Annotated in this window: 11 protein-coding genes and 1 tRNA gene; 7 read left to right on the forward strand and 5 right to left on the reverse strand. The window is 69.5% G+C overall.

Annotated features, from left to right (window positions below; all coding sequences use genetic code 11):
• Positions 1-154: 154 nt before the first annotated feature.
• Positions 155-1,006: a helix-turn-helix transcriptional regulator gene (locus P2Q00_RS16370; RefSeq protein WP_275773256.1), complete on the forward strand. Its 852-nt coding sequence runs from the start codon at positions 155-157 to the stop codon at positions 1,004-1,006.
• A 362-nt stretch (positions 1,007-1,368) separates the two neighbouring features.
• Here the strand turns inward: P2Q00_RS16370 and P2Q00_RS16375 are convergent, their stop codons facing one another.
• Positions 1,369-2,757, reverse strand: coding sequence for a cystathionine beta-synthase (locus P2Q00_RS16375; RefSeq protein ID WP_275773257.1), 1,389 nt, complete (start codon positions 2,755-2,757; stop codon positions 1,369-1,371).
• Between the two features lie 149 nt (positions 2,758-2,906).
• Here P2Q00_RS16375 and P2Q00_RS16380 point away from each other — a divergent pair, with 149 nt between their 5' ends.
• From P2Q00_RS16380 to P2Q00_RS16390, 3 genes are all read left to right on the forward strand, one after another.
• Entirely contained in the window at positions 2,907-3,935 is a 1,029-nt protein-coding gene (locus P2Q00_RS16380; protein ID WP_275773258.1) for an SGNH/GDSL hydrolase family protein, read from the forward strand.
• Positions 3,936-4,261: 326 nt separating this feature from the next.
• Positions 4,262-5,479 (forward strand): acetyl-CoA C-acetyltransferase, encoded by a 1,218-nt coding sequence (locus P2Q00_RS16385; RefSeq protein ID WP_275773259.1) that lies wholly within the window; start codon positions 4,262-4,264, stop codon positions 5,477-5,479.
• Between the two features lie 284 nt (positions 5,480-5,763).
• Positions 5,764-6,540, forward strand: coding sequence for a hypothetical protein (locus tag P2Q00_RS16390; RefSeq protein WP_275773260.1), 777 nt, complete (start codon positions 5,764-5,766; stop codon positions 6,538-6,540).
• Positions 6,541-6,621: 81 nt separating this feature from the next.
• Here the strand turns inward: P2Q00_RS16390 and P2Q00_RS16395 are convergent, their stop codons facing one another.
• Complete coding sequence (locus tag P2Q00_RS16395; RefSeq protein WP_275773261.1) at positions 6,622-6,933, reverse strand: hypothetical protein; 312 nt, start codon at positions 6,931-6,933, stop codon at positions 6,622-6,624.
• Positions 6,934-7,038: 105 nt separating this feature from the next.
• On the opposite strand from P2Q00_RS16395, the gene P2Q00_RS16400 reads away from it, so the two are divergent.
• Positions 7,039-7,269 (forward strand): DUF4287 domain-containing protein, encoded by a 231-nt coding sequence (locus P2Q00_RS16400; RefSeq protein ID WP_275773262.1) that lies wholly within the window; start codon positions 7,039-7,041, stop codon positions 7,267-7,269.
• Between the two features lie 86 nt (positions 7,270-7,355).
• Here P2Q00_RS16400 and P2Q00_RS16405 read toward each other — a convergent pair whose 3' ends face one another.
• The 3 genes from P2Q00_RS16405 to P2Q00_RS16415 all read right to left on the reverse strand — a co-directional run bounded on the left by P2Q00_RS16405 (position 7,356) and on the right by P2Q00_RS16415 (position 9,968).
• The gene (locus P2Q00_RS16405) at positions 7,356-8,249 is read right to left on the reverse strand and encodes a Bax inhibitor-1/YccA family protein (protein ID WP_275773263.1); all 894 of its coding nucleotides are present in this window, start codon (positions 8,247-8,249) and stop codon (positions 7,356-7,358) included.
• A 251-nt stretch (positions 8,250-8,500) separates the two neighbouring features.
• Entirely contained in the window at positions 8,501-9,727 is a 1,227-nt protein-coding gene (locus P2Q00_RS16410) for a 4-hydroxybenzoate 3-monooxygenase (RefSeq protein WP_275773264.1), read from the reverse strand.
• 154 nt (positions 9,728-9,881) lie between these two features.
• Positions 9,882-9,968 (reverse strand) — tRNA-Leu (locus tag P2Q00_RS16415).
• Between the two features lie 425 nt (positions 9,969-10,393).
• Between P2Q00_RS16415 and P2Q00_RS16420 the strand changes: the two genes are divergently transcribed.
• Positions 10,394-11,167, forward strand: coding sequence for an ABC transporter ATP-binding protein (locus tag P2Q00_RS16420; protein ID WP_275773265.1), 774 nt, complete (start codon positions 10,394-10,396; stop codon positions 11,165-11,167).
• Positions 11,167-13,695, forward strand: coding sequence for an ABC transporter permease (locus P2Q00_RS16425; protein WP_275773266.1), 2,529 nt, complete (start codon positions 11,167-11,169; stop codon positions 13,693-13,695). Before P2Q00_RS16420 ends, P2Q00_RS16425 begins: the two co-directional genes overlap by 1 nt.
• Positions 13,696-13,714: the final 19 nt, after the last annotated feature.

The following is a 13,714-nucleotide window of genomic DNA, read 5'->3' on the forward strand; positions in this document are numbered from 1 at the left end:
GGAACGTCGGAAGGTCGGAGGGGAAGTCCGCCGGGGTGTCTCCCCGGCCTCCTCCACGACCCTCCGCCGTCCCGGCCGCCGTACCCAGGGATGAGCTTTTCCTGGGTCTGCCAGTACCAGGTTCCGCGCCCGGGACTCCCCTACGATCGAGCCCATGGACGGGGATCTCGGAGACTTCCTGCGCTCGCGCCGTGCCCGCATCCAGCCCGAGGACGTGGGGCTGCCCTCGTACGGCCGGCGCCGCGTCCCCGGGCTGCGCCGCGAGGAGGTGGCGCAGCTGGCCGGGGTGAGCGTCGACTACTACATCCGGCTGGAGCAGGGCCGCGGGCCCGGGGGCACCTCCCGGACGAAGTCCGGGGGAGTCTCGGACGCCGTCCTGGACTCCATCGCCCGCGTGCTGCGCCTGGACAAGACCGAGCACGCCTATCTGCTCTCGGTGGCCCGGCCGCCGAAGAAGGACGGGCGACGACGGAGCGCGCCCCGCGTCCGCCCGGGCGTCCAGCGGCTCCTCGACGGCATGGAGCGCACCCCGGCCTTCGTCCTCGGTCCCGCCATGGACGCCCTGGCCTGGAACACCCTCGGCGACACCGTGCACGGCTTCGGCCGCATGCCTCCCGGCCGGCGCAATCTCGTCCGCCAGTTCTTCCTGGAATCCCAGGGCCGCGACCTCTACGCCGACCGGGCCGTGGTCGCCGCCCAGTCCGTCGCCAATCTGCGACTGAGCGCGGGCGCCCACCCCGACGACCACCGGGTGCGCGACCTCATCGGCGAACTCTCCCTCAAGAGCGAGGAATTCCGCCGCCTGTGGGCCGACCACCAGGTCAAGGCGTGCCTGTACGGCGTGAAACGCCTCCGGCACCCGGTGGCGGGCCTGCTGACCCTGCCGTACGAGTCCCTCACGCTCCCGGAGACACCGGAACAGACCCTGGTGGTCTACACACCGGAGCCGGGCTCGGAGACGGCGGAAAGGCTTGCGCTGCTGGGGAGTTGGGCGACAGCCCACTGAAGCGGAAAGAACTGAAGAAACCGGAAGAACCGGAAAGAAATATGCGCGGGGACCGCCGCACCCCCGTTGCCGGGGGGCGGGACGACGGCGGTCCCCGCGAGGGACGTCGACCGGGTCAGGCCAGGTCTTACGTCCGGGCGTCCATGGAGGTCCGGGAGCCGCTCCGGAGGTCCTTGGACGTTTCGGTGCCGGCTCGGGCGGGGAGCCGCTCCCGCCCTGCCGACACCCACTAATGTGCCGGACCCGTGTTAAGCGTGTGCTGCGCGGACGTGACGCCCTCGTACCACTTCCGCGAAGTCGACCACTTCGGTGGGCAACCGGAAGTTCGCCTCCGGCACCGGCGGTTCACCGGACGTTTCCTGCTACTTCCCACCCTTGGCGAGGAAGGCCAGCAGGTCCTGCCGACTGACCACACCGGTCGGCTTGCCCTCGACGAGGACGATCGCCGCGTCCGCGGCGCCGAGCACGGACATCAGGTCGCCGACCGGCTCGCCGGAGCCGACCTGGGGCAGCGGGGCGGACATGTGCTTCTCCAGCGGGTCGGAGAGGGAGGCCCGCTGGGTGAAGAGCGCGTCGAGCAGTTCGCGTTCGACGACCGACCCCACGACCTCGGCGGCCATGACGTCCGGGTGACCGGCGCCCGGCTTCACGATCGGCATCTGCGAGACGCCGTACTCGCGCAGCACCTCGATGGCCTCGCCGACGGTCTCGTCCGGGTGCATGTGGACGAGGGACGGGATGGCGCCGTGCTCCTTGTCGCTCAGGACATCGGCGACGCGGGCGCTGGAGCTCTCGTCCTCCAGGAAGCCGTAATCCGCCATCCACTCATCATTGAAGATCTTGCTGAGGTACCCGCGGCCGCTGTCCGGCAGCAGCACGACCACGACGCCGTTCTCGTCCAGCCGCTCGGCGACCCGCAGCGCGGCCACGACGGCCATCCCGCAGGAGCCGCCGACGAGCAGCCCCTCCTCCTTGGCGAGCCGGCGGGTCATCTGGAAGGAGTCCTTGTCGGACACGGCGACGATCTCGTCGGCGACGGTCCGGTCGTAGGCGGTGGGCCAGAAGTCCTCACCGACGCCCTCGACGAGATACGGCCGCCCGGAGCCGCCGGAGTACACGGAGCCCTCGGGGTCGGCGCCGACGACCTGCACGCGGCCCTCGCTCGCGTCCTTCAGATAGCGGCCGGTGCCGGAGATGGTGCCGCCGGTGCCGACGCCCGCCACGAAGTGGGTGATCCGCCCCTCCGTCTGCTCCCACAGCTCGGGGCCGGTGGAGTGGTAGTGGGAGAGGGGGTTGTTGGGGTTGGAGTACTGGTCGGGCTTCCACGCGCCCGGCGTCTCGCGCACCAGCCGGTCGGAGACGTTGTAGTACGAGTCGGGGTGCTCGGGATCCACGGCGGTCGGGCACACGACAACCTCGGCCCCGTACGCCCTCAGCACATTGATCTTGTCCGTGCTCACCTTGTCGGGGCACACGAAGATGCACTTGTACCCCTTCTGCTGCGCCACGATGGCCAGGCCGACCCCGGTGTTCCCGCTGGTCGGCTCCACGATCGTCCCGCCGGGCTTGAGCGCGCCGCTCTCCTCCGCCGCCTCGATCATGCGCAGGGCGATGCGGTCCTTCACGGAGCCGCCGGGATTGAAGTACTCGACCTTGGCCAGGACGGTTGCCCGGATGCCCTTGGTCACGCTGTTGAGCCTCACCAGCGGGGTGTTGCCGACGAGACTGATCATCGAGTCGTGGAATTGCACCGTTGTCTCCGGATGCTTGCAAAAGAAGTGGTCGTGATTGTTCCGCCAGCCTACGGCTCACCGGAGCCGTTCACCGGACGTTGAGATTGGCGAATGGCCGGTTCGGGGCAAGGAGTGGATGTACGGCTACGAGGAGGTGGCGGCGACGTATGACGAGCATGTCTAGGGCGAGGGTGGCCCGGCGGATCGCGGCCGGTGCGGCATACGGCGGTGGTGGGATCGGACTGGCCGGCGCAGCAGCCGTCGGTCTGCTGCTGGCGGAGGCCCGGATGGCCAGGCGCCATGTGGGCAACGGCTCCGGCGGACGTGTCCCGGTGGCGGACGGCCAGTACGGCACCACGTACTCCACCCCCGACGAACCTCCCCTGCGCCTGACGATGCTCGGTGACTCCACGGCCGCGGGCCAGGGCGTGCACCGGGCGGGCCAGACACCGGGCGCACTGCTGGCCTCCGGGCTGTCCGCGGTGGCGGAGCGCCCGGTGGAACTCCACAACGTGGCCCTTCCGGGGGCCACGTCCGACGACCTGGACCGCCAGGTGGCCCTGGTCCTGGCGAACCCCGCCCTGGTGCCGGACGTCTGCGTGATCATGATCGGCGCGAACGACGTCACCCACCGCATGCCGGCGACCCGCTCGGTCCGCCACCTGTCGTCGACGGTACGGCGGCTGCGTACGGCCGGTGCGGAGGTGGTCGTAGGCACCTGTCCCGACCTGGGCACGGTGGAACGGGTCCAGCAGCCCCTGCGCTGGCTGGCCCGCCGGGCCTCCCGCCAGCTGGCGGCCGCCCAGACGATCGGCACGGTCGAACAGGGCGGCCGCACGGTGTCGCTCGGCGACCTCCTCGGCCCGGAGTTCGAGGCGAACCCCCGCGAGCTGTTCGGCCCCGACAACTACCACCCCTCGGCCGAGGGGTACGCGACAGCGGCGATGGCAGTCCTTCCCACCGTCTGCGCAGCCCTGGGCCTGTGGCCGGCGGAGGAGGAGCGCCCCGACGTCACCCGCCGCGAGGGCTTCCTGCCGGTGGCACGGGCGGCGGCAGAAGCGGCCTCCGAGGCGGGCACAGAGGTCACGGCAGCCATGCCGACGGGCCCACGGGGCCCCTGGGCCCTCCTCAAGCGGAGGCGCCGCCGCCGCGTACCGGAGCCGGAACGGGCCCCTGCGCAGCAGCCATCACCTTGATCTCGCCCCCGCCGCCCCTACCCGTCCCGGGGGCCAGCCCCCGGACCCCCGCTCCTCAAACGCCGGAGGGGCTGATTTTCGCCGACCGGGGCTTGGTCTTTCAGCCCGTCCGGCGTTTGAGGACGAGGCCGTTCAGGCCGAAGCGGGGGTCTGGGGGCGGCAGCCCCCAGGGACGGGACGGGTAGGGGCGGCGGGGGCGAAAAAAGCAAGCGCTTAGAAAATTGCGGCCAGGGTCACACCCCGACACGGGTGACCGTGAAGGTACGTACGGGTAACTTCCCAACCAGCCCTGCCCCGAAGAACACCCGTACGCCAATGGAGCCGTGATGCCCGAAGCCGTGATCGTCTCGACCGCCCGCTCCCCCATCGGCCGCGCCGTCAAGGGCTCCCTCAAGGACCTGCGCCCCGACGACCTCACCGCCACGATCATCCAGGCCGCCCTCGCCAAGGTCCCCGAGCTGGACCCCCGCGACATCGACGACCTGCACCTCGGCTGCGGCCTCCCCGGCGGCGAGCAGGGCCACAACCTCGGCCGGATCGTCGCCGTACAGATGGGCATGGACCACCTCCCGGGCTGCACGATCACCCGTTACTGTTCCTCGTCGCTCCAGACGAGCCGCATGGCCCTGCACGCCATCAAGGCCGGCGAGGGCGACGTCTTCATCTCGGCCGGTGTCGAGATGGTCTCCCGCTACGCCAACGGCAGCTCCGACATGCCCAGCGGCCGCAACCCCCTCTTCGCCGAGGCCGAGGCCCGCACCGAGGCCGTCGCCCAGCAGGAGGGCACCACCTGGCACGACCCGCGTGAGGACGGCCTGCTCCCCGACCCCTACATCGCGATGGGGCAGACCGCCGAGAACCTGGCCCGCCTCAAGGGCATCACCCGCCAGGACATGGACGAGTTCGGCGTCCGCTCGCAGAACCTCGCCGAGGAAGCCATCAAGAACGGCTTCTGGGAGCGCGAGATCACCCCGGTCACCCTCCCCGACGGCACCGTCGTCTCCAAGGACGACGGCCCCCGCGCCGGCGTCACCCTGGAGGGCGTCGCAGGCCTCAAGCCGGTCTTCCGCCCCGACGGACTGGTCACCGCCGGCAACTGCTGCCCGCTGAACGACGGCGCCGCCGCGGTCGTCATCATGAGCGACACCAAGGCCCGCGAGCTCGGCCTGACCCCGCTCGCCCGCATCGTGTCGACCGGCGTCTCCGGCCTCTCCCCGGAGATCATGGGCCTCGGCCCGGTCGAGGCCAGCAACCAGGCCCTGCGCCGCGCCGGCCTCACCATCGACGACATCGACCTGGTCGAGATCAACGAGGCGTTCGCCGCCCAGGTGATCCCCTCCTACCGCGACCTGAACATCCCGCTGGAGAAGCTGAATGTGAACGGCGGCGCGATCGCCGTCGGCCACCCCTTCGGCATGACCGGCGCCCGCATCACCGGCACGCTGATCAACTCCCTCCAGTTCCACGACAAGCAGTTCGGCCTGGAGACGATGTGCGTCGGCGGCGGCCAGGGCATGGCGATGGTCATCGAGCGCCTCAGCTGAACCCCTGACCCAACCTCTCGGTAGTCAACAAGGCACCCACCGTGAGCCGATGGCCCGGAGTCCGGGAAACCCCGGGCCTCCGGGCCGTTTTGTGATCCAATCTCCCCCAGGATGTGACCTATCTCCCTTAGAAGGGGGATTTACGCAGGTCAAGGCCGTTGCGGCACTAAACCCGGGACCCAAATCCCTGCCCGTTTCGTGACGTTACGCACTGACAGCTGGTTAGTCCGCCCTTCAAGCTGATGTAGGAAGTCGGGGGTCGACTTTGAACCGGGAGTACGTCAGTGAGCGCCATGCCGATCACCTTGCTGGTCATCACGGCCGCCACGGGCGCCGTGGGCGTCGCCGTCCTGCGGACGCTCATGGTGCTGCGCCGTGAGGTCGCGGTACTGCACACCCAGCTCGCCGAGCACCGCTCCGCGCGCGGTCTCGTGCCGGCCGCCCGCCCCTCCTCCGAGGCCGACGAGATACGCGCCGCGGTGGCCGAGGCGCTCGCCGAGGAGCGTGAGCGCGAACTGGCCGAGGCACGCGCCTTCTGGGCCGCACAGGAGGCCCGTGACGCCTCCGACGCGCCCTCGCTGCTGGGTCTGGCGGACAGCGAGCTGTTCCTGCCCCGGCAGGCCGATTTCATGGGCCTGGAGCCGGTGAGCGAGCCGACCGTGGACGCCGACGAGTTCGCGGGGGACTCCCCCGAACTGGCCGCGGCCCGCCGCCGCCACCCCTCCCACCCGGACTTCGTCCCGGTCCAGTCACCGGTGGTGAACGACCATGAGCGCACGGTGGCCACCCTGGAGGAACTCGCCGCGTCCCGCGTGGAACTCGCCGACGTCCGCCCGGGCCCCCTCGGCACCCTCGACGTCTACGTCTTCGCCGACGGCACCACCCTCTGCATGACCCCGGGCCACCGCGAAACGGCAGAACGCCTCGCCGCGGCCCTGCGGGCGGGCGAAACCCCGGTCCTGCTCGGCGGTTCCGGAATCTCGGGCGCGTACACCCTGACATTCGAGTGCGGCGAAGAAAACGTCTACATCCTGGCGGACAGGGTCATAGCGTCGCTGTAGGCCGCCGGGCCACTGCACCCCCTTAAGGGGCGCGGGGAACTGCGCGACCAGCCACAACGCACCCGCACCCGAAAACGCTCCTCAGACCCCCGCCCGCTGCTGCGACTCCTCCACCAACCGCACAGCCTCATCCACCTGGCCCTCGTCACTCAGCACGAGGGCCAAGTCATGCACCGCAACGGTGATTTGATCGGCGGCGGCGAACATCCCCGCGTCCGGCATCTCGCGCGGCTCGGCGCCCGGCTCCTCCAGAGCCTGCGCCCGGCAGGACAACTCCCTGGCCAATTGCAGCGCCTCAGCGGCAGCTCCGCGTTGCAGCCGACTCTGCGGGGCGGCCCGCAAACGGTCGGCAAAGTGATCAACGGCACGAGTCAAGGGCGTCGTATCAACCACGGAGTGGAGCGTACGCGTCGCATCCCGACTGTTGCCAACAGGCGAACGCTCAGGCACCGTGACCTGAAGGACCGGCTTACATCCCCTTTGCGTCCGGAGGCGCCGATGTCCCACGTCCTCTCCGAGGAGACCCACCGCAATATGCTCGCCCGCATCCCCCACTGCACCGGTCGTGAAGTGTCCGACTGGCTCCGCACCGTCGAAGAAGGCCCCGCTCTCTTCCGCTTCGAGGAGAAGGTCAGCTGGCTCCGCCACGAGCACAACCTCGCGTACGGCCACGCGAAGGCGATCATCCACGAGTACGACCTGAGGAGGGCGGCGCGCAAATTCCTCTAGGCGCGCACTGTCTGGACGACGACGAAGGGCCCCGGTTCCACCGGGGCCCTTCGTCATACGCGCTGTCAGCCGAACCGGCCGTACGGCTAGTCGTTGCTGTTGAGGATCGCGAGGATCCGCAGGAACTCCATGTAGATCCACACCAGGGTCAGGGTCAGACCGAACGCCGCCAGCCACGCCTCCTGGCGGGGCGCGCCGTAGGCGATGCCGTCCTCGACCTGCTTGAAGTCCAGGGCGAGGAAGCAGGCGCCGAGGATGACGCCGATGACACCGAAGAAGATGCCGAGCCCGCCGCTGCGGAAGCCGAGGCCGTCACCGCCGCCGAAGACCGCGAACAGCATGTTCACCATCATCAGCAGCACGAAGCCGAGCGCGGCCGCCATCACAAAGCCGTAGAAGCGGCGGTTGACGCGGATCCAGCCCGCCTTGTAGGCGATCAGCACCGCGGCGAAGACCGCCATCGTGCCGATCACGGCCTGCATGGCCGCGCCGCTCGCGATGCGGTTGTCGACGACGCTGGAGACGACGCCGAGGAAGACACCCTCGAAGGCCGCGTACGACAGGATCAGCGCCGGCGAGGCCGTGCGCTTGAAGGACTGGACGAACGCCAGGACCATGCCGACCAGGGCGGCGCCAATACCGATGCCGTAGGACCGGCTGATGTGGGCGTCGTCGACCGGGAGCAGTGCCCAGGCGAGCGCGGCCGTCACGATCAGGGTGCCGAGCGTGGACGCCGTGCGCAGCACGACGTCGTCCATCGTCATCCGGCCGGTGGTGGCCGGGGCCTGCGGCGGGGCGCCCTGCTGCAGGCCCTGCTGGGCGTAGGGGTTCTGCGCGTACGGGTTGCCGGTCGGCTGGGCGTACGGGTTGCCCTGCGTGACGACGGCGGGTCCCCCGGCCTGCGGCGCGGCGTTGAAGCCCGCGTAGCCGTTGTCGCGGCTGAACCCCCGTCGCGAGAAGACCGGGTTTCTGCTCCTCATTGCACTCCTCCGTGGCCGCCGTGCGCGGCCTTGAGCATCAAGGGTAATGGGTAGGCAAAGGATTGACCCTAGTGCTTGGGGAGGATCTTTCCCTCGTCGTGCTGCGCAACACGCTAGCCGGGTCCGTGATTCCCCCGACCGCAGGGGCCCATTCATGACCAATCTGCGACATGGCCGGAACCGGTCGGAGATCGCCTCCTTACGCCATCCGTATGTCGCCCCGCGTGTCGCCCCGCGCATCACCCCGCGTCTCAGTCCAGCGGGAAGCCCGTGTACCCCTCGGCGAGGTCGGTCTCGGCGGCCCGCGAGGAGGCGATGCGCTCCAGCCGGGCGAGCTGCAGCCGGTCCTCGAAGGGCGTGGCGTCCGGCGCGCGGTGCAGCAGGGTCGTCATGTCGTACGAGAACCGCTCGGCCTGCCAGACACGGCGCAGACAGGTCTCGGAGTAGGCGTCGAGCAGCTCCGCCGAACCGGTCTCCTGCTGGTACGTCAGCGCCCGCGCGAACGTCACGACGTCCCCCACGGCGAGGTTCAGCCCCTTGGCGCCGGTCGGCGGCACGATGTGGGCGGCGTCGCCGGCGAGGAAGAGGCGGCCGTACCGCATGGGCTCCTGGACGTACGAGCGCATGGGGGTCACCGACTTCTGGGTGATCGGCCCGCGCTCCAGCCGCCACCCGTCCTCCGTCTCGAAGCGGCGCTCCAGCTCGTCCCAGATCTCCTGGTCGCCCCACTCCTCGGCGTCCGTGCCCTCGGGCACCTGGAGGTAGAGGCGGGAGACGAAGGATTCAATAGGGAGCGAAGCGACTTCCTTGGAAGGGTGGTGGCGGGAGACGGGCGGGCGCATGGAGAGCAGGGCGAAGCCGCGGTCGTGGCGGGCGTAGACGAGCTCGTCGTGCGAGGGCGGCACGTCGGCGAGGATGCCGAGCCAGCCGAAGGGGTACGTCCGCTCGAAGACGCGGGTGAGTTCGGCGGGGATCGCCTTCCTGGCCACTCCCCAGGAGCCGTCGCAGCCGACGACGTAATCGCACTCCAGGAGCTCCTCCCGCCCCTCGTGCCGGAACCGGACGGAGGGACTGTCGGTGTCCGCTCCCTCCACCGCCAGCGCCTCCGCCTCGAACAGCAGCGGGCCGCCCTCCTTGAGCTGGAGGGCGATGAGGTCCTTGCACACCTCGGTCTGGGCGTAGACCGTCACGGAGCGGCCGCCGGTGAGGGCGGGGAAGTCGACGCGGTGGCGCTTCTTCGCGTACCGCAGCTCGATGCCGTCGTGGCGCAGCCCCTCGCGGTCCATGCGCTCCCCGGCGCCGACCGCGCGCAGCACGTCCACGGTGCCCTGCTCCAGGATCCCGGCGCGCTGGCGCTGCTCGACGTAGGCGCGGTCGCGGCTTTCGAGCACGACCGAGTCGATGCCGGCGTTGTGGAGCAGCCGGGCGAGGAGGAGGCCGGCGGGGCCCGCTCCGATGATGCCGACGGTGGTGCGCATCCTGCGTCCTCCTGCGTTCCTTTGTTCGTCCAGTGAAATTTACTTCACTCAATTGCTGACGTGAGTTTCCGTCCGCTCATGCCTGATGTCAACGGGTCGCGCGGTGAAGTCTTCAATGGAGGATGCAGGGATCACCACGCGTCGACGAACATGGTGGTGCCCGGAGCCGGACTTGAACCGGCACGCCCGCGTAGGGGCAGCGAGGTTTAAGCTCGCCGTGTCTGCATTCCACCATCCGGGCAGGCCATGGGCTCCGCGTCGAGGTTCCGAGCCTATCGGGATACGTCCCCCGAACAGCGGAGCGGTGGACCGATGTTGTCTTATTTTATTGAGGTCTGAGGGTGCATCAGCCCGTGGAACGGGCCATCCGCACTTGCCAATAGCCTTGCGTGCGGCTGTCGGCGGCACATGCGGAATGACGGAATTTCACCGCCCGAACGAGGGTGCTCCACCGGTTCTCGACGGTTGCCGTCGCAAGCGCTTGCCGGGGCCGGCGGCGTACGGGCGGTCAGGGTTTCCCGTCATCCCCAGGTATGACACGGCGGACTTGGGTCCGACCGGAGTCTCCCCCGCGAACCGGAACAGCGGCTGACTACACGGCAGAGTTCGGCCACCACGATGGAACACGTCCCCTTCAAGACGTCGTCCCGCGAGGAGTTCTTTCCCGTGACCACCACACCCGTCGCCGACCGGTCCACCACCACCGTGGCCGCACGAGCCACGGATCTCTCGAAGATCTACGGACAGGGCGAGACCCAGGTGGTCGCCCTCGACCGGGTCTCCGTCGACTTCCGACAGGCCGAGTTCACCGCGATCATGGGCCCCTCCGGGTCGGGCAAGTCCACGCTGATGCACTGTGTGGCCGGGCTGGACACCTTCTCCTCCGGCTCCGTGCGCATCGGCGACACCGAGCTGGGCTCGCTCAAGGACAAGCAGCTCACCAAGTTGCGCCGGGACAAGATCGGCTTCATCTTCCAGGCGTTCAACCTGCTGCCGACGCTGACGGCCCTGGAGAACATCACCCTCCCGATGGACATCGCGGGCCGCAAGCCCGACAAGCAGTGGCTGAACACCGTGATCGACATGGTGGGCCTGCGGGACCGGCTCGGCCACCGCCCCGCCCAGCTCTCCGGCGGTCAGCAGCAGCGCGTCGCCGTCGCCCGCGCCCTCGCCTCCAGGCCGGACATCATCTTCGGCGACGAGCCGACCGGAAACCTCGACTCCCGCTCCGGCGCCGAGGTGCTGGGCTTTCTGCGCAACTCCGTACGGGAGTTGGGGCAGACGGTGGTCATGGTGACCCACGACCCGGTGGCCGCGGCGTACGCGGACCGGGTGGTCTTCCTGGCGGACGGACAGATCGTCGACCACATGCTGCAGCCGACCGCGGAGCTCGTCCTGGACTTCATGAAGCAGTTCGACGCGAAGGGCCGCACCAGCTGATGTTCCGCACCGCCCTGCGCAACGTATTCGCGCACAAGGCCAGGCTGCTGATGACCGTGCTCGCCGTGATGCTCGGCGTCGCGTTCGTGTCGGGCACGCTGGTCTTCACCAACACCATCTCTCAGGCGTACCAGAAGAGTTCGGCCAAGGGCTTCGACCAGGTCGACGTCTCCGTGGCGGCCAAGTACCAGGAGGACAAGGGCAACACGATCAGCAAGAGGCCCGCGCTGACCCAGGCCATGCTCGACAAGAGCACCAAGGTGCCGGGGGCGGCGTCCTCGATCGGCGTCGTGAGCGGCTTCACCGCCATCGCCGACAAGGACGGCAAGCTCATCGGCGGCGGCTTCCAGTCGCAGGGCGGCAACTACTGGGGCGACAAGGACGCCCGGTACCCGCTGAAGTCCGGCAGCGCGCCGCACGGCAAGGACCAGGTCGCCATCGACTCGGAGACGGCGAAGCGCGCCGGGTACAAGGTCGGCGACAAGGTCCGCCTCTCCGTGAACGGGCCGGTCCTCACGCCCACCGTCTCCGGCATCTTCACCACCGACGACGGCAATGTCGCCGCGGGCGGCAGCCTCGCCCTCTACGACACGGCCACCGCCCAGAAGCTGTTCGGCAAGCCGGGCACGTACGACGAGATCGATGTGAAGGCCGCTGCGGGCACCTCCCAGACCGCGCTGAAGGCCGGACTGGACAAGGCTCTCGGGACGAAGCTCGTCGAGACCACCACCGGCAAGAAGCTCGCCGACGACCAGGCCGAGCAGATCTCCTCGTCGATGAGCGGGCTGAAGCAGGGCCTGCTGGTGTTCGCGGGCATCGCGCTCTTCGTCGGCACGTTCATCATCGCCAACACCTTCACCATGCTGGTCGCCCAGCGCACCAAGGAACTTGCCCTGCTGCGTGCCGTCGGCGCCTCTCGCCGCCAGGTCACCCGGTCCGTGCTGATCGAGGCCTTCGTGGTCGGTACGGTCGCCGGTGTGAGCGGCCTCGTCGCCGGCATCGGCATCGGCGCCGGGCTGCGTTCCCTCATGAACACGCTGGGCGCCACCGTCCCGGACGGGCCGCTCGTCATCTCCCCCGGCACGATCGTCAGCGCCCTCGTCGTCGGCATCGTCATCACCATGCTGGCGGCGTGGCTGCCGGGCCGCCGGGCCGCGAAGATCCCGCCGGTCGCCGCGATGAGCAGCGTGCACGCGCAGGCGACGACCAAGTCGCTGGTGCTGCGCAACACGCTGGGCGCGCTGTTCGGCGCCGCGGGCATCGCGACCGTCCTGGCCGCCACGACGATGGACGGCTCGGACGGCCAGGCCCCCATGGGGCTCGGCGCGGTCCTGCTGATCATCGGTGTCTTCATCCTCACGCCGCTGCTGTCCCGGCCCCTGATCGCGGCCGCGGCGCCGGTCCTGCGCGTCTTCGGCATCTCGGGCAAGCTGGCCCGCCAGAACTCGGTGCGCAACCCGCGCCGTACGGCCGCGACCGCCTCCGCGCTGATGATCGGGCTCACCCTCATCACCGGCATGACGGTGATGGCGGGCAGCCTGCAGAAGTCGATCGACAAGATGGCGTCGTCCGCCATCAAGGCCGACTACGTGGTCTCCATGGCGAACGGCAACGAGCTCTCGCCGGACGTCGCCAAGAAGCTGGAGGCCACGGCCGGGGTCACCGCAACCAGCCCCCTGCGCAACGTCTATTCGCGCATCGACGGCACGGGCGAGTCCCTGACGGGCGTCAACGGCTCGGCGATCGCCGAGCTGACCGACCTGAAGGTGGACAGCGGCGCCTTCAAGGTGGGCGGCACTCAGGTCGTCGTCGACCAGGACACCGCCAAGTCCCACGGCTGGAAGGCGGGTTCGGCCTTCACCGCGCACTACGAGGACGGCAAGTCCTCCCGTCTGACGGTCTCCGGCATCTTCGAGGGCAACGACCTGATCCGGGGCATCCTCCTCGACAAGACCGTCGTCACCCCTCACATGACCGACCCCGGCGACATGCAGGTGCTGGTCAGGACGGCCGACGGCGCCTCCGGCACGACCAAGGACAAGCTGGAGAAGGCCCTCGGCACCAACCCGGCCATCAAGGTCCAGAGCAAGCAGGATCTGTCGAACGACATCGCGAAGATGTTCACGCTGATGCTGAACATGCTCTACGGCCTTCTGGCCATGGCGGTGATCGTGGCCGTCCTCGGCGTGATCAACACCTTGGCCATGTCGGTCTTCGAACGCTCGCAGGAGATCGGCATGCTCCGCGCGATCGGCCTGGACCGCAAGGGCATCAAGCGGATGGTCCGCCTGGAGTCCCTCGTCATCTCGCTCTTCGGCGGGGTGCTCGGCATCGGCCTGGGCGTGTTCTTCGGCTGGGCGGCCGGCGAACTCCTCGGTTCGAAGATGGCGACGTACGAACTGGTCCTGCCCTGGGCGCGGATGGCCGTCTTCCTCCTCCTGGCGGCGACGGTCGGCGTCCTGGCGGCGCTGTGGCCGGCCCGGCGGGCGGCGCGGCTCAACATGCTGGCGGCCATCAAGTCGGAGTAGCCGTACGTACGAAGGGGCC

It is taken from the genome of Streptomyces coacervatus (genome assembly GCF_029223485.1).
GTDB classification, from domain to species: Bacteria; Actinomycetota; Actinomycetes; order Streptomycetales; family Streptomycetaceae; genus Streptomyces; species Streptomyces coacervatus.

Bases quoted from the DNA above. Each gene is read 5' to 3' on its own strand.
- P2Q00_RS16400 (WP_275773262.1), top strand. From the start codon at position 7,039: ATGTCCCACGTCCTCTCCGAGGAGACCCACCGCAATATGCTCGCCCGC.
- P2Q00_RS16405 (WP_275773263.1), bottom strand. From the start codon at position 8,249: ATGAGGAGCAGAAACCCGGTCTTCTCGCGACGGGGGTTCAGCCGCGAC.
- P2Q00_RS16410 (WP_275773264.1), bottom strand. From the start codon at position 9,727: ATGCGCACCACCGTCGGCATCATCGGAGCGGGCCCCGCCGGCCTCCTC.
- P2Q00_RS16380 (WP_275773258.1), top strand. From the start codon at position 2,907: ATGACGAGCATGTCTAGGGCGAGGGTGGCCCGGCGGATCGCGGCCGGT.
- P2Q00_RS16370 (WP_275773256.1), top strand. From the start codon at position 155: ATGGACGGGGATCTCGGAGACTTCCTGCGCTCGCGCCGTGCCCGCATC.
- P2Q00_RS16425 (WP_275773266.1), top strand. From the start codon at position 11,167: ATGTTCCGCACCGCCCTGCGCAACGTATTCGCGCACAAGGCCAGGCTG.
- P2Q00_RS16385 (WP_275773259.1), top strand. From the start codon at position 4,262: ATGCCCGAAGCCGTGATCGTCTCGACCGCCCGCTCCCCCATCGGCCGC.